Source organism: Kiloniella sp. (genome assembly GCF_965205715.1).
Lineage (GTDB): Bacteria > Pseudomonadota > Alphaproteobacteria > Kiloniellales > Kiloniellaceae > Kiloniella.
This window is the reverse complement of the sequence record NZ_CBDBHW010000013.1, coordinates 1,064,250-1,080,713: the sequence shown is the minus strand read 5'-3', so window position 1 is coordinate 1,080,713 and position 16,464 is coordinate 1,064,250. Positions and strand designations below refer to the sequence as shown.

The window sequence follows — 16,464 nt, the reverse complement described above, 5'->3', positions numbered from 1 at the left end:
CAAGTAACCTGTTGATATGTATGGTTTCTGATAACTTTACATAGAGCAGGTATATGACAATCAACATCTCGCAGCATATTTTAGGCCTCAAAGGGCAACGTGTAAATGAAATTAAACTGGATGACGGCGGTGTTAAGATTGTCATTCACTGCAGCCGAGACGCGCGTAGGAGGGCTATAGACCCTGCTACAGGCCAGAAGGGAAGCATCAACCAGCATGTCCGCCGACAAGTAAACGACATCCCCCTTTTTGGGTATCCTTGTGTGGTCGAGATTGAGCTGGCGCAGGTTTATATTAACAAGGGCGAACGCCGCATTGAGGGGTGTGATTTTGTTGATAAAGGGTGCCGTTTCACTCACCGATTTTGCCGACTGATCAGTGGATTATGTCGGCATATGTCTATTCAAGCGGTTTCCAGACATTTGGATATACGATGGGAAACGGTCAAGAATATCGACAGGGCATACCTTATTGAAACTCTCCCTACGCTTGATCCTGCAGAGCTAACTGGCTTGGAATATATTGGTGTAGATGAAGTTGCCCGGGCGAAAGGTCATGACTACATGACGGTGGTCTACGATATGGTTGGCGGTCATCTGATCTGGGTTGAAGCAGGCCGAACTGCCGAGGTTTTTTCAAGGTTTTTGAAACAACTGCAACCAGATACAGCCTGCAAAATAAAGGCCGTAGCGATGGATATGGGGCCTGCCTACCAAAAGGCTGTCAGAGAGTCCTTGCCGTTGGCCGACATAGTATTTGACCGTTTCCACGTCATGAAAAACTACAGCAAAGCTATCCATAATCAGCGTCGACTTGAGTTCAGAAAGGCCGATCCAAGTGGTAAAGAGTTGATGAAAGGGACACATTATCTGTTGCTCAAAAATGCGGATAAGTTGAGTGAAAAACAAAGTGACAAGCTGCAAAGGTTGCTGGAGAGCAATAGCAACCTGAATGCACTTTACGTCTTGAAAGAACAGCTTCAGCTGCTGTGGAGTGCCGCTTCATTTGAGGCGATGGCGGAGCAACTGGAACGTTGGTGCCTGATAGCAGATCAGTCACAGATGCTCTATCTAAAAAAGTTCGCGAAATCCCTACGGAAACATTGTGTGGGCATCTGCAACTACGCCAAACACAAGCTCACAAGCGCCAGGATAGAGGCTGGTAATGTCAGTATAGGAATGATCCGTAAGCGAGCCAGAGGCATCAAGGATACCGAATACTTCAAACTCAAAATTAGACAATCATCCATTCCAGATAATCAATCTATGCTCTATTTGAAATCCTAAATCTACTCAACAAAGCGGAGAAGTGCCATCTAGAAGACTTTTACGCTGCCGCTAAATTTGCGGGCATTCCAGTCAATGTCATCGACAAGCCCGCGCTCTGTGATTTTCAGTTCGGCTCTATCGTCAACCGCTCGCCTGTCGTGGTGAGTATTTCCACAAGTGGAGCAGCCCCGATCCTTGGACAAGCGATCCGACGACGCATAGAAGCCTTGCTCCCCCAGAGCCTGAGCCGTTGGGCAAAGTTGGCTACCTCTATACGAATGGCTGTAAATCAAAACCTACTTACAGGAGCCCAACGCCGTCGTTTTTGGCAAGGGTTTAGCCACAGAGCCTTTACCTCAGCACCCGATAGACGTTCAGCGATGCAACTGCTGAATTCAATTCAGAAAATCACCTCGCAGAAAAATATATATAAACTTGGAAAAATTACTTCTCTCGAAATCGATCCACTGGATGCTGAACTCTTAACCCTCAAGACCATTCGGATTTTACAATCGGCTGATGTCATTCTTTACGATCAGGAAATCTCACCAACCATCCTGGAGTTTGCCCGACGGGAAGCAAAGCATATTGCTGTGGGCTCCAGTAAATCCGGGAATATCTGCGGCTTAGAACAAACTGAACCCACAATGAAATCTCTGGCCAAATCCGGAAAGAACATAGTCCGCCTCACTGCTACCCGCCTTTACCAGTCAGCCCCACGCCCAGGCCAGGTCCGTCCAGGCCACTGATGTACTTCTTCGGCATTTTAGAGTAGAATAAAGGTGGAGTTTAACGGTTAATTTGAAAGGCTAACCTATAAAAAAGATGTCTGAGGGCAGATCCTTTTACCTGTGAGTTACGAATGCCCCTCCCGGCAAGATAACATCGGTTGGTCGGATGTTTTCATCAGTATTTGGGAGAATGATAAAATGGTAAACACGATACTCGTCGCGATTGATGGATCCCCAAAGGGCCACCAAGCTCTAGATATGGCTGCTGATCTCGCCAACAAGTATAGCGCGGATCTCAAAATTCTTCACGTTTTATCAAATAGAGATATATCTGCAGAATTACGTCACATGGCCGAAGTCGAGCATTTAGTTCAGGTAGAACCAGCGATGCCAAACAAATCCGTAGATATGCCCTGCAATATATTATTCGCAAAAGATAGTACTATTGAATACCGTAATGAATACGAGGCTCTAACCGCTTTGGCCGAACGCATTGTCGATCAGGCTGTAACTCATGCCAATGAAGCTGGTGTACAAAATGTCACCAGCGATATCGTAGAAGGTGACGCAGTAGAGGAAATTTTAAAAACAGCCGAACAGATCAGAGCTGGCCTTATCGTTATTGGCAGCAGAGGTCTTGGGGCAATCAAAGGCCTGTTACTCGGCAGCGTTTCCCAAAAGGTCGGACAACAGTCGAAATGTTCCTGTTTAATTGTACGCTAAAACCGAAAGAAAGCTGATCTGAACGACAAAGAACGGTGCCCCCCTAACGAATAACCCAGGGATAAACACCGTTCTTGAAATCACTTTGGCGGCAGCAAAACGTGCGACCTTATTTGATATTTTTATCAGCCTTCTATTCAGGCTTACCGATAAATTTCCAAATAAGCGGCAACATCAAAGAGGCTAAAACCAGCTTAATGACATCGCCGAGAAGGAATGGCGTCATGCCCCAAGCAAGTACAGGCTTGTCCCAACCAACGATGGAACCAAGCCAAGCCAGACCAAATGAGTAAATCACAATATTGCCGATCACCATTGCCACTGCTGTAGAGAAATAATTGCGATCCCAGCCTTTTTCAGCCAGCCAACCAACAACAACAGCAGAAACAAAGAAACCAAGGAGATACCCACCTGTTGGTCCCATGATGTAAGCAAGGCCGATGCCTTTTTCAGGTGTACCCGAAAAGACTGGCAGACCCATGGCGCCTTCAAAAAGGTAGAGCAGAATGGTCAGGCCACCGAGACGCCAGCCAAAGGCCATGCCGATGGCAAAAACCACCGTGGTCTGCATAGTCATGGGAACGGGGTGAAACGGGATCTGGATCTTCGCTGAAGCCCAAAGAGCCAGCGAACCAACAACCACCATCAACATCTTGGTCAAAAGATTAGAATTTGTACCAATAATCTGCTGGCCCAGAGTTGGGTAAGCAGTCTGTAATGAGAGCATCTATGTGCCTCCTAATTAATAAATTAGCTTTGTATATTCCAGGAAAATAACAAGGGAGATAACAAAGAAAGAATCGATAATTACATCAGGACTCTAACAAGCAGACTCAGGAGTGGGAAGGTGTATTTATGCAGGGAGGGTTTGGAGCATGGTAGGTTATCTATTACACATAAAAATCAAATGACACGTTGTGTCATTCAAAACTTCGTTTCCTTCGTAATAATCCAAGTGGAAATGCTCACCAACCACAGTCTGATCATCAAAAAAATTAACTAAAGAATCTCCCAAAATATCAAAAGCCTTTTTTGTACCTGAAAACCTTAAGCTATTTTGATCAATGCCAACGGTAAGACGATCATTTCCTATATCGAGGAAAGTGAGAATAATGGTTGGAATATTAATAGCATAAATCTCATCTATCGAATTATTCGTTGAAAAGCGTCTATGACTGTTAATCCCACTCAGTAATATACCAAGTTGAGACAAAGCCATAGAAGATCCCGAAATTTGAACTTCAGGCCTTTCCCAATCTCCATCACAAACGACATGGATCTTAGACATTCACAAGTCCCCCTTATCTGGTCTTTATCACAAAACCCAATCATCACTATCATAAGAATTCATTACGGTTCTTAGCCACTGATCCCTATGATCGCTCTTTCTTAATCAATGACAGAGAACTGACGGGAATAACGATGATCACCTGTTATATAAATTATGAGATTGATCCGGATAAGCTCGCGGAGTTTGAAACCTATGCCAAACTCTGGATCCCCCTTGTCGAGCGCTTTGGCGGTACCCATCACGGTTACTTCCTGCCACAGGAAAGCGCCAATGACCTCGCTGTTGCCCTGTTCTCTTTCCCCTCCCTCGCCGAATACGAACAATACCGCGCCGACAGCATGAAAGATGACGAATGCCTGGAGGCTTTTGAATACGCTAAAAAGACCAAATGTATCCGCCGCTATGACCGCCAGTTTTTACGTCCTGTACTTAGGTAGAATTATTTAAGACGTAGATGAGGATAATCGGTAATTATCCCATCGACCCCCATACCAATTAATCTGGCAAAATCTTGGGGATCATTCACTGTCCAGGGGATGACTTCCAGGCCTTCTTTATGGGCTTCAGCCAGAAGTACTGGAGTGAGTTCGCGGTAAAACGGTGACCAGACCGTACCGCCAGCAGCTTTGATCAGTTTCGGGATACTGCCCTGATGATCATCCACATCAAAGCCTGCGGTCCAACCCGACGTTCCCTCTTGCCCCAAGGCAATATTATTCAACCATTTTTGCTGGGCGCTCAGGTAAACCGTGGGAATGCCTGGGGCCTGTTTTTGCACCAACTGAAGGGTACGCCAGTCAAAGGATTGAATAGAAACGCGATCAGACATCCCGTTTTTTTCGATCACAGTGAGCAGTGCCGTTACAAATCCTTCGGGAGTGACCGTGGCCGAAGCCTTGGTAGGGTTAATCTTGGTTTCAATATTAAAGCGGACGTCGTTCTGTCCGGTTTTCTTGACCATTTCGAAGAGATCGGCGAGCTGCGGGATCGCTTGAAAAGCTTCTGGTCTTTGATTTGGAAAACGTTCTGCATATTTCGAACCCGGCTTGAGCTTCCCAACGTTGAAATGAGAAAGCTCTGCATAGTCCATCTCCTTTATAAGCAGGGATTTGTCCGCGACCCACGTACCCTTGGCATCGCGGGCAATAGCAGGGTTAAGATATGGGTCGTGATGGATCACCACCACGCCGTCCCTGGTGACACCCGTGTCCAGCTCCAACGTCGTCACCCCAAGTTCCAGCGCCAACGCAAAACCCGCCAGAGTGTTTTCCGGCGCCAGTCCACGCGCACCGCGGTGCCCTTGCAGATCAAAGCCCTGGTGAAACTCCTTACCAGAGGCCGCCTGAGCAATTTCTTCTCGGGAGACATTTTCGGCAGAGCTCGCAGTTGTCATAAGAGGTGTCACAAGGAGAGATAAACTCAGGCTTAGAAGGGTTGTTTTTATAATCTGCATGGCAATCTTCTTAAAGTTTAGTTCTTTTCAAAACGACCGAGGACTCAGGAGATCTATTTAACTCGCGAAATCTTCCTTCAAGAGTTTTTCCGTCAGAGGTGCAACCTTTAGAGAGCCCATGTTTCGGGGATCAATCCAGATAAGCTGCTCAATTTCAGCCTGGGCGGTCACCTTGAGATTGCTCTCGATGTGATAGATTTCAGCCTCGACCATTGCATTATCTTCATTCGCCGCCTTGGCAGAAAACCGGCCCAGATAGTGACAGTCTTCTTCAACGATCTTGAAACTCAACTCTTCCTGAAGTTCTCGCCCCAAAGCAATCAAAGGATCTTCACCTTGTTCAATTTTGCCCCCGGCTTGCATGAAAAAGGAGGTGCCGCGCTTGCGAACAAGCAACACCTTGCCCTGATCATTACTGATCACCGCGGCAGCTATTCTAATGGTATCAGGGTCTTTAGGTGTGCTGAAATCAGTCATAGGAGGCTTTCAAAGGTATTGAGAAATGAACGAAGAAGTGGGTAAGGCGGAAAATTCAATTAACAAACAATAGATATGAAACATATCGTGACTAACAAGGGGCATAATCTTATCTGAACAAAAGAGAAGTTAGTATTTAATGCCTCAAAGATGCAGGAGAATTAATCAGATGAATAAGGAAGGACTTCAAAAGATAATTTTTCTCCTACAGCATAAGCGTCAGATTGCCTTAACTCGTCTAGGGTCGCAGGCTCTTCATAATAATAGTCACCAAATTCAAATCCAATTTGACCATTTACTGTCGAGAGATGGATACCGTTAGAAACACAGATTAAACTTGTCTTATCAGATTCTCGTACTGCAATCTCAGTAACGCGGCTGAGATAAATAACGACAATTACCCATTCTAGCTCAGCTATACTTTCATACTCATCCACACTCTGGGTGTCCCTGGTTGCAATTGAGACCTCTAACAAGAACTCGGGACCATCATTATAGTTATACCGCATTGAAATGTTGACTAATGACGAGTCATAAAACCCATTAAATCGATCAATGAATTTTGCAAACTGCTTTTCATCAACAACCTGTTTCACCGACTATATCCTTTTACTTATGGTAGAGCATGAACTAAGTCGGGCAACGACTTTTGATAATAAATTAATCAAAAAATGAGAGCAATTGGAGCGGGTGAGGAGAATCGAACTCCCGTATGCAGCTTGGGAAGCTGCCGTTCTACCATTGAACTACACCCGCAAAAGATGTGCTCGACGAGATTACTGCTACAATAACTACCCTTGGCGCTAAAATACCGCAAGGTTTTCTCCTCTCAAGCTGACAGCTTCTATTTTTCTAGGGAGATAAAACCCTCGTGATGAGAAAGACTTAGGGCTGACAGGAAGGACGGAGGTCTATAGGCTTGCCTCGTATTATATATCTACTGGCGATATCACTTAGTGGGGACAAGATTGTGGCGAGAAAACGTATTGGCTTGATGGCTTTGGCGGCGGGACTGTTCTGCAGTTTGATAACGCAAACGAGTTGGGCCCAATCCTCCGATGACTGGATAGATATCAAAGGCAAAGCCGAAGGACAGACCCTCTATTGGAACGCGTGGGGCGGCAGTGAGCGGATTAATAATTACATTGCCTGGGTTGGTACAGAGTTGTGGAATGCGCATGGCATCACCCTCAAACACGTGAAGGTCACCGATACCGCCGATGTCGTCAGCCGGGTATTGGCCGAAAAAACCGCTGGTAAAGACAGTGGTGGCAGCGTTGATCTGGTTTGGATTAACGGCGAAAACTTTGCCTCTATGAAAAAGAACGGGCTGTTGTTTGGCCCCTTTACTAATCAACTGCCCAATTACCTCCTGGTCGACACCGAAAACAAAGCCACCACCACGATGGACTTCACCATCCCCGTTGATGGAATGGAAGCGCCCTGGGGCATGGCAAAGTTCAATTTCATTTATGATTCTGCTCGGATTAAATCCACACCAAAGTCTATTGCCGATTTTCTGGAATGGAGCGAGAAATACCCTGGCAGTTACACCTATCCTTCGCCCCCCGACTTCCTTGGTTCCACCTTTTTAAAACAGGCCTTGCTTGAGTTGGCAGCAGATCCAACTATTCTGCGTTCAAAAGTTCGGAAAAGCTCTACCTTTAAGGAGGCAACCGCCCCACTTTGGGCCTACCTAGACAAACTTCACCCCAACCTCTGGCGTGGAGGACGGCAGTTCCCCGTCAGCAGTGCGGCACAACAGCAATTGTTGGACGATGGCGAAGTGAACATTCAGCTTTCCTTTAATCCGGGGTCCGCTTCATCGCTCATTAAATCCGGAGAGCTCTCCCCAAGCGTGCGTACGTTCGTATTTGAAAAAGGCACCATCGGTAACACGCACTTTGTTGCTATTCCCTACAACTCATCCAGTAAAGAAGCAGCCATGGTTGCGGCTGACTTTCTAATGAGCCCCAAGGCACAGGCCCGCAAACAAGACCCTGAATTCTGGGGCGACGATACTGTGCTTGCGATTAACAAGCTTGCAGCATCCGACCAGAAGGTCTTTGCCGATATCGAGCTTGGGGTGGCCACGCTGTCTCCACAAGATCTTGGCCCCACACTTTTAGAGCCGCACCCTTCCTGGATGGAGAAAATCGAAAAAGAATGGTTGCAGCGCTATGGCCAATAATTCTGCCATGACAAAGTAGAGTTGCGATAAAATCAAGGTATGAGGGATCATGAGCTAACAACGCAACGGGTAATAGATAAAAGTCCCGTCTGGATCGGCAAGGTTTTTAGCCTGCGATCAATGCCCCTGCTCACCCTCATGGCTTTTTTGGGTCCCGTTTTGGCTGGGTTGATCAGTACCTTATTACCCGCCTTTGGTTACCTTCCGGTTATCGGCAGCGAGGGGCTCAGCCTTACCCCTTGGGTCGAATTGCTCAGGCAACCCGCTTTACCGCAAGCCCTGATCAATACCCTCACCAGTGGTGTTGCCGCTACTCTGATTTCCCTGGTTATCGCCATTGCCTTTGTTTCCGCATGGCAAGGCTCCGCAAGCTTCAACCGCTTCCGCACCCTGCTGGCCCCCATTCTGGCCATCCCCCATTCGGCGCTGGCCATTGGCCTCGCATTTCTCATTGCCCCCAGCGGATGGATCGCTCGGCTCCTTTCCCCCTGGGCCACGGACTGGGAAACCCCACCAGATGTGGCCATTATCCACGACCCCAACGGGCTTTCCCTTATTCTCGGGTTGGTGATCAAGGAAACGCCTTACCTGTTGCTAATGATGATCGCGGCCTTGGATCAGAGCGAAGCCAAACAACGCCTTTGCCTGGCCCGGACCCTGGGGTACAAACCAGTTGCCGCCTGGATAAAAGCGGTATTACCCGTAATTTATCGCCAAATCCGCTTGCCGATCTTTGCTGTACTCGCCTTTTCGCTTTCAGTGGTTGATGTCGCGCTTATTCTTGGACCAACGACTCCACCCACCCTGTCCATTCTGGTTCTGAGGTGGTTCTACGATCCCGACCTCAGTTATCGCACCCTTGCCGCAGCCGGAGCCGTTCTCCAGCTCCTTCTCGTATTGGGTTCAATAATTCTTTGGCGGACGGGGGAGATTATTCTCTCCCGTGCCTCTAAATCCTGGTTGGTAAATGGTCGTCGTGATCTCTGTGAAGGTTTCGTGGCGGCGACGTCAAAATGGATTATCAGACTGATTATCTCCGCTTTTTGCGGCAGCTTTCTTGTTATTTTGGTATGGTCGTTCACCCGTAGATGGCGCTATCCAGATGCCTTACCTTCGGTATGGTCAACACAAAGCTGGAGCAGCAACTTTTACAATCTTTTTTCGACCAGCGGGACAACACTGACCGTGGGCCTCGCCAGTTCTCTAATTGCTGTAATCCTGGTTGTGGCTTGTCTTGAAAATGAAAAACGAAGGGGCAAGTCTGCGGGAACCGGTGCGCTATGGCTTCTTTATTTCCCTTTGATGATCCCCCAGGTTTCTTTTCTTTTCGGGGTTCAGATTGTAACCATCAGACTTGGTATCGATGGCAGTTGGCTTTCCATGATCTGGAGCCACCTTTTGTTCGTCCTGCCCTATGTATTCCTTTCGCTCTCAGACCCCTATCGCTGCCAGGATGATCGCTATGTCTCGGTTGCACTTTCCCTGGGAGCAAGCCCCGCCAAAGCGTTTTGGCAAATTCGATTACCGATGTTACTCCGCCCCCTCCTCTTTGCCCTCGCAATTGGCTTTGCGGTATCCGTCGCCCAATACCTGCCGACCCTCTTTGCAGGAGGCGGACGCTTCTCTACTCTTACGACCGAAGCCGTTAACCTGTCCGCAAGTGGCAACAGACGGGTGATAGGAGTTTACGCTCTTTTACAAGCTCTCCTTCCCTTGCTAGCGTTTAGCGCCGCTATCGCTTTGCCTGGTATTATATTTCGCAACAGAAGATCCTTAAAAGGGTCCTAAAGAACAATGCTTAAAAAGACCAACACTGACATCAATACCTATCAAAGAGCGGATGCTCCCAAGCAACCGGTTCCTTTGCATCTCCAGGACTTTTCGCTTCAATTGCGTGGAAAATCTTTTTTTTCCGGGCTCAACTTAAAGGTAGAACCCGGCGAGATCACCACAATTATGGGGCCAAGTGGTTGTGGAAAATCAAGTCTGTTGGCAGCCATTAGTGGGACCTTATCTACAGAATTTTCCGTTTCAGGCATCATTTGTCTTGGGGATTTTGCTTTAACCTCGCTCCCCCCCGAGGATCGCCATATCGGGATGCTGTTTCAAGAAGACCTTCTTTTCCCCCACATGTCTGTTGGAGAGAACCTCGGTTTTGGCATCCCCGCCTCGGTGAAGGGCAAAAAAGCTCGCACCCAAATGGTAAATCAAGCCCTAGAGGATGCGGGATTATCAGGTTTTATTGATCGTGACCCTGCCACTCTTTCAGGCGGCCAGCGTGCAAGAATTGCCGTTTTACGCACCTTGTTATCTCAACCTTCTGCCCTTTTACTTGATGAACCCTTCTCAAAGCTGGATGTCGAACTTAGAGAACGTTTCAGGGCTTTTGTCTTTCGTCATGCAAGGGCTCATCAGCTGCCAACCCTATTGGTTACCCATGACCCAGATGACGCACAATCAACGGGCGGTAAGGTTTTGAAAATGTCTGATATGTAGAATGGGCTTGTGAATGGGATCTAATTTTAAAGAATCTTCACAGAAAGCCTTTACTGGCGGTATATTTATAGTATCTGTCGTCCACTAATAGGATGTTTGACTTTTTTTTCATCAATTTGTCATCTTGATTTTGCCCTGAGGGTAGAAACAGGATAAAAGCTGTCTCGATTAAGGACAGCTTAGGAGCCCGTGTCCATGTATAGTCAGACCACCAGGTCTATTACGGTTACAGTAACCCCGACTTTTCTTGAAGATCAGTCGTCGCCTACTGATGACCATTATGTTTGGGCTTATCAGGTTCAGATAGAGAACAGTGGAGACCAAGACGCCACACTGAAAAACCGCTATTGGCGCATCACAGATTCTCTTGGCCGCATACAAGAAGTCCGTGGGGCTGGCGTTGTCGGCGAACAACCTCTATTAAAACCTGGCGAAAGTTTTGAGTATACAAGTGGTACGCCGCTATCGACCCCTTCCGGGATCATGTGCGGAAGTTACGAAATGGAAGGTAAGAACGGAGAATTATACGATGTTCTCGTTCCTGCTTTTTCACTGGATAGCCCTTATGAAGTGGCCCGTCCCAACTAGAACAACCCTTCCCCATGGGATAAAACAAAACCCTGGGAAGTTTTGAGGATAGAGTCCGTGAGCGACAACGATAACAAAATCATCCGCCCAAGCCGCGAAGAAGCACTCGCAGCCGTCGAAACTCTGCTCCGCTGGGCAGGCGATGATCCCACACGTGAAGGCCTGCTAGGCACCCCCGACCGTGTGGTTCGCAGCTATTCAGAATTTTTTGCCGGATACGACGTCCAGCCAAAAGAACTTCTAGAACGTACTTTCGAAGAAGTCGAAGGCTACGATGAGATCGTTCTTCTTCGCGATATTCGTTTTGAATCCCATTGCGAACACCACATGGCACCGATCATTGGTAAGGCTCACGTCGCCTATCTGCCAAACAACCGGGTTGTTGGGATCAGTAAATTGGCTCGTGTGATCGAAGCCTATGCCAAGCGTTTGCAAATCCAAGAAAAAATGACTGCACAAGTCGCCAATGCGATTAACGATGTGCTCCAGCCAAAAGGTGTGGCTGTTGTTATTGAAGCAGCGCATCAGTGCATGACCACACGTGGCGTTCATAAATCTGGTGTAACCATGGTTACCAGTCGTATGCTCGGCCTGTTCAGAACCAACCCTTCTACCCGACGCGAGTTCCTTTCCCTTATTGGAAACCCTTCTTCTTCCGCGTCTTAAGGTACTAATTCGGCAAAGCCCCCTGTAATCCGCAATCCGGATAGGGGGCTTTTGCATACCAAAATTTTCTTTTTTCTGATAATCTCTGCAACTCTTTCATTCTTGCTAAGGCCGTTATCTTCGGTTTGAGTAAGTTTTCATCCTTTGCCATTCCGGCAAACCGATGGTTTTCTATCGGCCTCACGACACCATGGTTTCGTCCCAACACTGAAAAGGTCTGAAGATGATCAAGTTTCGTCCCGTCGTCTTCGTCACTGGAATTTTGTTATCAATCATGGCTATTGCTATGATCATTCCCGCAATCGTTGATGCTGCTGCGGGACATCCAGACTGGCGGGTCTTCGCGACCTCTTCTGCTTTAAGCCTTTCAATTGGTATCGCCATGGTTTTGGCGACCAATGCCAGCTGGACGAGCTTTAGTCTGCGTGAAGCCTTCGTCATCACCAATTTGGCCTGGTTGACAATTGCCATCGCTGGGGCTATCCCCCTCGCCTTTTCAGAACTTGAACTCAGTATAACCGACGCTTTCTTTGAATCGATGTCTGGCATCACGACCACCGGATCAACCATCATCGTCGGGCTGGATAACACTCCCCCCGGAATTCTGCTTTGGCGCGGTATTTTGCAATGGCTGGGCGGCATTGGGATCATTGTGATGGCTGTTGCCATCCTGCCGATATTGCAAGTCGGCGGAATGCAGATGTTCCGGGTTGAAGCCTTCGAAGCAGATAAGGTCCTGCCCAAGGCAGCACAGATTGCGGCCGCGATATCTATTTTTTATGTCTTCATAACCATCGGTGCTGCCATCATCCTCTCGTTATTGGGAATGTCTGGTTTTGATGCGGTTGTTCATGCCATGACATCTATCGCAACCGGTGGGTTTTCGACTTATGATGCCTCTATCGGACACTTCCAAGACCCGCGAATTCATTGGGCCATCAGCGGCTTCATGGTGTTGGGGTCAATCCCCTTCATCCTTTACTTACGGGTTATACGTGGTGATTGGAAATCATTGATACGCGACAGCCAGGTAAAAACCTTTCTGATCATTCTCGGCCTTTCCATTCTTTTAGTGACTTATTGGCTGATATCAGGCGGGGAATACTCCTTCTCCACAGCTCTTCGCCTTTCCGCCTTTAATGTTATCTCTTTGATGACAGGTAGTGGATTTACCACAGCCGATTACGGCTTATGGGGTGGTTTTGCTCTGGCCTTGTTATTTATTTTGATGTTTGTAGGTGGTTGTGCTGGTTCAACCACTTGCGGGATCAAGATATTCCGTCTGCAGGTGCTTTATTCCACGACCGAAGCTCAGCTCAACCGGCTTATCCAACCAAACGGTATCTTCTTCCCCAGGTATAACGGCAATCCGATCCCTGAGAACGTCTCAAACTCAGTCATGAGCTTTTTCTTCCTCTTTGCCGTGAGCTTTGTCATGCTTGCAGTCGGATTGGGCTTCTTTGGGCTAGATTTTATTACCGCTGTATCAGGAGCCGCGACCGCCCTTGCCAATGTTGGCCCCGGGCTTGGTGATACCATCGGTCCGTCCGGGAATTTCCAGTCTCTACCAGATGGCGCCAAATGGCTCATGTCTGCAGGAATGCTGCTTGGGCGCTTAGAGCTCTTTACTATTCTGGTTATGGTTCTACCCCGATTTTGGCGGGGTTAATCGGATAACAACCCGTTTTCAATTGCATAGCGGGTAAGACCTGCTGTTGAGCTGATATCCAGTTTTCTCTTAATATTCTTGCGATGAGTTTCCACCGTGCGAACAGAGATATCGAGCTCAGCAGCGACATGCTTATTGCTCTTTCCCTCTGCGAGTAACAATAGGATGGTTTGCTCTCGCGTGGTTAGAGGGCCCTCGACATCATTCTCCTGATAGGCCATCAGGATTTTTGAAACACCGGAACTAAAATAGGTCCCGCCCATATGCACGGCCTCAATTGCAGCAACAACTTCTTGAGAGGGAACATCTTTCAAAACATACCCCCGCGCACCATAACGGAGGGCACTGGAGATATACTCCCGGTTATTGTGCATGCTTAGAATTAAGAGTTTAATTTCAGGGTATTTTTCGGCAAAAATTTCAGTTGCATCAAGGCCATTAAGCTCTGGCATATTGATATCCATAAGGACGACATCAGGTTGTAGAGCGTCAACCACTTTGTCCGGTTGCGTCAACCACCTTGGCCGCTTTTGATGCGGCTGTGATCTGACGTTTATTTACGATGCTTCAGGCATATTTTTCACCTTTTTGTTTGTGGTTTTCCGCAACATTTTTTTGAGATTTTGGGCGGCTTCCCATTGTCTGTAGCTGTCGATATTCATCTCAAGAATGGTTGAGTGGTGAACAAGACGATCGATTGCTGCAACGGTCATGGCCTTATCTTGAAAAATATTGTCCCATCCGCTAAAAGGTTGATTGGCAGCAATTGCAATACTTCGGTACTCATATCGTCTGGCGATCAATTCAAAGAGCACGGATGTTTCAGATATATCCCTTTGTGCATAGGTAATATCATCGAGAATGATGAGATCAAATTTATCGAGTTTTGCGAGGGCGTTTTCGAGCATAAGTTCACGTCTGGCAGCCTGGAGTTTTTGCACCAGATCACTGGTTTGCGTATAGAGCACACGGTATCCAGCCTCTATAAGAGCATAACCTACGGCGCATAGGAGATGAGTTTTTCCTCCCCCTGAATTTCCAATGGCAATCAGATTTGCTCTTGCGTCAATCCAGTCACCGGCAGACAAGGCTTCGACCTGCGCCTTTTTCACGTTAGGCAGCCGCTTGAAGTTAAAAGTGGCCAGAGTTTTTCCGCCCAGCAGGTTTGATGCGTTGAGATGGCGTTGAATGCGTCGCGTGTCCCTTTCGGCCAATTCATATTCGGCCAAAACGGCAAGGAACCTGGCTGCTGACCAGCCCTCCTTGTCGGATTGGATTGCGATATCTTGCCAGTGTTTGTGAAAGCTGGGTAATCGTAAGTCAGTTAGCATAAGAGGCAGCTTGTGCTGATCCACTTCAATGTTTGTCATGCCCGATCCTCCAACAGAGTATCAAAGACTGATAATGAAGGTTGAACCACGGGAATATCAGGAGGTAAATCCGTGTTCTTTTTTGTGATATTCAGCTTAAGTTTTTTTGCGCAAGGTAGCCTTCCTGCATTGATTTCTCTCGAAATCAGGTGCGCGACTTCGGCCTCACAAGCCTCTTCGTGCGCAAGGAAAAGTATCCCAACCATCTGACGACACGCATCTCTGCGGGACAACTTTTTCTGAAACAATGTCCAGGCCAGGGAGTACTCGGTTCTTGGAAAAATACTGTCACGATAAATAGAATTGGCGAGTGCCTGAGGTTTACGTTTGAGAGCATGAATGACGTGATGATAATTGATAACATGAATGCGGGGGCCTTTGCCGTGCCCCCGCTCAAGAGAATGGCTGACGACATGAGTGCTGCCTAGATAGGCTTCTATCCGGTTATCGTAAATATGGACACGCAAGCGTTGACCAATTAGGCGAGAAGGGGCGCTATAAAAAACCTGCTTAACTAAAAAACCACTTGTTTTGGTAACTCTCGACACGACTTCAGTGTAATCTGTTGTTCGCCGAGGAGGTAACGCCTTGAGAGATTTCAACTCTGTTTGGATATCTTGGTCACGATGTTTGTTCCGTCTAGCAATCAGCTCGTCCAAAAATCGCCGATACTCATCCAAAGTGTCAAAGTCATTACTGCCACGCAAAATCAGGGCCTGCTTTATCGCAGTCTTAAGGTGACCGTGGTGAGATTCAATGGCACCGTTCTCGTGTTATTCCCCTCTGTTATTTCGACTGGCCTCCATACCGTAGTGCTCAACAAAAGCAGAATAACGTTTGGTAATGTCCTCCTTTTCCTCAACGCTCAAATTCCGAAAGGCCGCAGACAGGCTGTCGGTCCGGTGGTTTTCAGGAGCGCCCCCCAAGGACCAAAGCGCATTTTGTAAGTTCTCCGCAAGGGCTGTAAAACTCTCACCGCCAAGTACGACCCCAACATGTTCCCATCGGCTATATACCAGAACAAAATGATAGAGCCGATGCACCAAAGGATCTCCTGCAATGGTAATACTTAAGTCGGCTGCATCCGTGAAATCTGATTGGCCCATGTAACCCGGCTCAGGTGTTTGCCTGAAAATGATATCCTTTTCAGGGCCATTCAGAGCCCGCCATCCCCGAACTCGGCGCTCTAACGTGCGCTTGACACGGTCATCGGGAAAACGGAGCGGATAGAGGCTCTGTATGTGGCGCAACAAAGTAATGGGTTTGACCGAGTTGTCTTTATCCAAAATGGGAAGGATGTCCTTATCCCAGATATCTTCAAGCGGATCAGAAACTGTTCGCCCTCGCTTTATATTGCGTTGTGACGGTAAAGTCGCATCAACGTCAAATCGGCGGGCCGTGCGTTCGCTAAACCCTGCGCGGGCAGCGGCGGTTCGTTGACCATGAGTTTTTCTATCTGTCATGTAAAGTCTCAGTTGTTCATCTGTGATAAATTTATACGGCAAACAGGTTCCTCCAATTACATCTAGAGGTTCCTAATT

20 protein-coding genes and 1 tRNA gene are annotated in these 16,464 nt (G+C 47.6%); 10 read left to right on the top strand and 11 right to left on the bottom strand.

Annotated features, from left to right (window positions below; genetic code table 11):
* The first annotated feature begins 53 nt into the window (after nt 1-53).
* From ACOGW3_RS16555 to ACOGW3_RS16545, 3 genes are all read left to right on the top strand, one after another.
* A complete protein-coding gene (locus ACOGW3_RS16555; protein ID WP_419901077.1) occupies nt 54-1,286 on the top strand; it encodes an ISL3 family transposase in 1,233 nt (410 codons plus the stop codon).
* Complete coding sequence (locus ACOGW3_RS16550) at nt 1,262-2,017, top strand: SAM-dependent methyltransferase (RefSeq protein WP_419904073.1); 756 nt, start codon at nt 1,262-1,264, stop codon at nt 2,015-2,017. Before ACOGW3_RS16555 ends, ACOGW3_RS16550 begins: the two co-directional genes overlap by 25 nt.
* A 180-nt stretch (nt 2,018-2,197) precedes the next feature.
* The gene (locus ACOGW3_RS16545) at nt 2,198-2,722 is read left to right on the top strand and encodes a universal stress protein (RefSeq protein WP_419903991.1); all 525 of its coding nucleotides are present in this window, start codon (nt 2,198-2,200) and stop codon (nt 2,720-2,722) included.
* Between the two features lie 133 nt (nt 2,723-2,855).
* On the opposite strand, the gene ACOGW3_RS16540 is transcribed toward ACOGW3_RS16545, so the two are convergent.
* Both ACOGW3_RS16540 and ACOGW3_RS16535 read right to left on the bottom strand, forming a co-directional pair.
* Nucleotides 2,856-3,449 (bottom strand): biotin transporter BioY, encoded by a 594-nt coding sequence (locus ACOGW3_RS16540; RefSeq protein WP_419903990.1) that lies wholly within the window; start codon nt 3,447-3,449, stop codon nt 2,856-2,858.
* 156 nt (nt 3,450-3,605) lie between these two features.
* Nucleotides 3,606-4,010, bottom strand: coding sequence for an Imm32 family immunity protein (locus ACOGW3_RS16535; protein ID WP_419903989.1), 405 nt, complete (start codon nt 4,008-4,010; stop codon nt 3,606-3,608).
* A gap of 134 nt (nt 4,011-4,144) precedes the next feature.
* Here ACOGW3_RS16535 and ACOGW3_RS16530 point away from each other — a divergent pair, with 134 nt between their 5' ends.
* On the top strand, nt 4,145-4,450 hold the full coding sequence (locus tag ACOGW3_RS16530) for an NIPSNAP family protein (protein ID WP_419903988.1): 306 nt from the start codon (nt 4,145-4,147) through the stop codon (nt 4,448-4,450).
* A 2-nt stretch (nt 4,451-4,452) separates the two neighbouring features.
* Here ACOGW3_RS16530 and ACOGW3_RS16525 read toward each other — a convergent pair whose 3' ends face one another.
* From ACOGW3_RS16525 to ACOGW3_RS16510, 4 genes are all read right to left on the bottom strand, one after another.
* Nucleotides 4,453-5,466: a glycerophosphodiester phosphodiesterase gene (locus ACOGW3_RS16525; protein ID WP_419903987.1), complete on the bottom strand. Its 1,014-nt coding sequence runs from the start codon at nt 5,464-5,466 to the stop codon at nt 4,453-4,455.
* A gap of 57 nt (nt 5,467-5,523) precedes the next feature.
* Entirely contained in the window at nt 5,524-5,943 is a 420-nt protein-coding gene (locus ACOGW3_RS16520; protein ID WP_419903986.1) for an NUDIX hydrolase, read from the bottom strand.
* 161 nt (nt 5,944-6,104) lie between these two features.
* On the bottom strand, nt 6,105-6,539 hold the full coding sequence (locus ACOGW3_RS16515) for a hypothetical protein (protein WP_419903985.1): 435 nt from the start codon (nt 6,537-6,539) through the stop codon (nt 6,105-6,107).
* Nucleotides 6,540-6,625: 86 nt separating this feature from the next.
* Nucleotides 6,626-6,699: transfer RNA gene (locus ACOGW3_RS16510), tRNA-Gly, on the bottom strand.
* A gap of 214 nt (nt 6,700-6,913) precedes the next feature.
* On the opposite strand from ACOGW3_RS16510, the gene ACOGW3_RS16505 reads away from it, so the two are divergent.
* From ACOGW3_RS16505 to folE, 5 genes are all read left to right on the top strand, one after another.
* On the top strand, nt 6,914-8,134 hold the full coding sequence (locus tag ACOGW3_RS16505) for an ABC transporter substrate-binding protein (protein ID WP_419903984.1): 1,221 nt from the start codon (nt 6,914-6,916) through the stop codon (nt 8,132-8,134).
* Between the two features lie 159 nt (nt 8,135-8,293).
* Nucleotides 8,294-9,922 (top strand): ABC transporter permease, encoded by a 1,629-nt coding sequence (locus ACOGW3_RS16500; protein WP_419903983.1) that lies wholly within the window; start codon nt 8,294-8,296, stop codon nt 9,920-9,922.
* Between the two features lie 6 nt (nt 9,923-9,928).
* Nucleotides 9,929-10,630 carry an ATP-binding cassette domain-containing protein gene (locus ACOGW3_RS16495; protein WP_419903982.1) on the top strand — a complete coding sequence of 234 codons (702 nt, stop codon included), beginning with the start codon at nt 9,929-9,931 and terminating at the stop codon, nt 10,628-10,630.
* 195 nt (nt 10,631-10,825) lie between these two features.
* Nucleotides 10,826-11,218 (top strand): Co2+/Mg2+ efflux protein ApaG, encoded by a 393-nt coding sequence (apaG, locus tag ACOGW3_RS16490; RefSeq protein ID WP_419903981.1) that lies wholly within the window; start codon nt 10,826-10,828, stop codon nt 11,216-11,218.
* Between the two features lie 57 nt (nt 11,219-11,275).
* Nucleotides 11,276-11,884 carry a GTP cyclohydrolase I FolE gene (gene folE, locus ACOGW3_RS16485; RefSeq protein ID WP_419903980.1) on the top strand — a complete coding sequence of 203 codons (609 nt, stop codon included), beginning with the start codon at nt 11,276-11,278 and terminating at the stop codon, nt 11,882-11,884.
* A 4-nt stretch (nt 11,885-11,888) separates the two neighbouring features.
* On the opposite strand, the gene ACOGW3_RS16480 is transcribed toward folE, so the two are convergent.
* A complete protein-coding gene (locus ACOGW3_RS16480) occupies nt 11,889-12,035 on the bottom strand; it encodes a hypothetical protein (protein WP_419903979.1) in 147 nt (48 codons plus the stop codon).
* A 123-nt stretch (nt 12,036-12,158) separates the two neighbouring features.
* Between ACOGW3_RS16480 and ACOGW3_RS16475 the strand changes: the two genes are divergently transcribed.
* Nucleotides 12,159-13,553 (top strand): TrkH family potassium uptake protein, encoded by a 1,395-nt coding sequence (locus tag ACOGW3_RS16475; RefSeq protein ID WP_419903978.1) that lies wholly within the window; start codon nt 12,159-12,161, stop codon nt 13,551-13,553.
* Here the strand turns inward: ACOGW3_RS16475 and ACOGW3_RS16470 are convergent.
* From ACOGW3_RS16470 to ACOGW3_RS16455, 4 genes are all read right to left on the bottom strand, one after another.
* On the bottom strand, nt 13,550-14,050 hold the full coding sequence (locus ACOGW3_RS16470) for a LuxR C-terminal-related transcriptional regulator (protein WP_419903977.1): 501 nt from the start codon (nt 14,048-14,050) through the stop codon (nt 13,550-13,552). The two genes, ACOGW3_RS16475 and ACOGW3_RS16470, sit on opposite strands and share 4 nt — an antisense overlap.
* 60 nt (nt 14,051-14,110) lie before the next feature.
* The gene (gene istB, locus ACOGW3_RS16465) at nt 14,111-14,923 is read right to left on the bottom strand and encodes an IS21-like element helper ATPase IstB (RefSeq protein ID WP_419901088.1); all 813 of its coding nucleotides are present in this window, start codon (nt 14,921-14,923) and stop codon (nt 14,111-14,113) included.
* Entirely contained in the window at nt 14,920-15,630 is a 711-nt protein-coding gene (locus tag ACOGW3_RS16460; RefSeq protein WP_419903976.1) for a Mu transposase domain-containing protein, read from the bottom strand. The genes istB and ACOGW3_RS16460 overlap by 4 nt, the downstream gene beginning before the upstream one ends.
* 66 nt (nt 15,631-15,696) lie before the next feature.
* Nucleotides 15,697-16,428, bottom strand: a complete 732-nt coding sequence (locus ACOGW3_RS16455) for a hypothetical protein (RefSeq protein ID WP_419903975.1) — start codon at nt 16,426-16,428, stop codon at nt 15,697-15,699.
* Nucleotides 16,429-16,464 lie beyond the last annotated feature (36 nt).

What these genes read in the sequence shown, in the direction of transcription:
- ACOGW3_RS16530 (WP_419903988.1), top strand. Translation starts at nt 4,145, where the DNA reads ATGATCACCTGTTATATAAATTATGAGATTGATCCGGATAAGCTCGCG.
- ACOGW3_RS16520 (WP_419903986.1), bottom strand. Translation starts at nt 5,943, where the DNA reads ATGACTGATTTCAGCACACCTAAAGACCCTGATACCATTAGAATAGCT.
- ACOGW3_RS16525 (WP_419903987.1), bottom strand. Translation starts at nt 5,466, where the DNA reads ATGCAGATTATAAAAACAACCCTTCTAAGCCTGAGTTTATCTCTCCTT.
- ACOGW3_RS16545 (WP_419903991.1), top strand. Translation starts at nt 2,198, where the DNA reads ATGGTAAACACGATACTCGTCGCGATTGATGGATCCCCAAAGGGCCAC.
- ACOGW3_RS16535 (WP_419903989.1), bottom strand. Translation starts at nt 4,010, where the DNA reads ATGTCTAAGATCCATGTCGTTTGTGATGGAGATTGGGAAAGGCCTGAA.
- ACOGW3_RS16540 (WP_419903990.1), bottom strand. Translation starts at nt 3,449, where the DNA reads ATGCTCTCATTACAGACTGCTTACCCAACTCTGGGCCAGCAGATTATT.
- ACOGW3_RS16480 (WP_419903979.1), bottom strand. Translation starts at nt 12,035, where the DNA reads ATGGCAAAGGATGAAAACTTACTCAAACCGAAGATAACGGCCTTAGCA.
- apaG (WP_419903981.1), top strand. Translation starts at nt 10,826, where the DNA reads ATGTATAGTCAGACCACCAGGTCTATTACGGTTACAGTAACCCCGACT.
- istB (WP_419901088.1), bottom strand. Translation starts at nt 14,923, where the DNA reads ATGACAAACATTGAAGTGGATCAGCACAAGCTGCCTCTTATGCTAACT.
- ACOGW3_RS16555 (WP_419901077.1), top strand. Translation starts at nt 54, where the DNA reads ATGACAATCAACATCTCGCAGCATATTTTAGGCCTCAAAGGGCAACGT.
- ACOGW3_RS16475 (WP_419903978.1), top strand. Translation starts at nt 12,159, where the DNA reads ATGGCTATTGCTATGATCATTCCCGCAATCGTTGATGCTGCTGCGGGA.
- ACOGW3_RS16495 (WP_419903982.1), top strand. Translation starts at nt 9,929, where the DNA reads ATGCTTAAAAAGACCAACACTGACATCAATACCTATCAAAGAGCGGAT.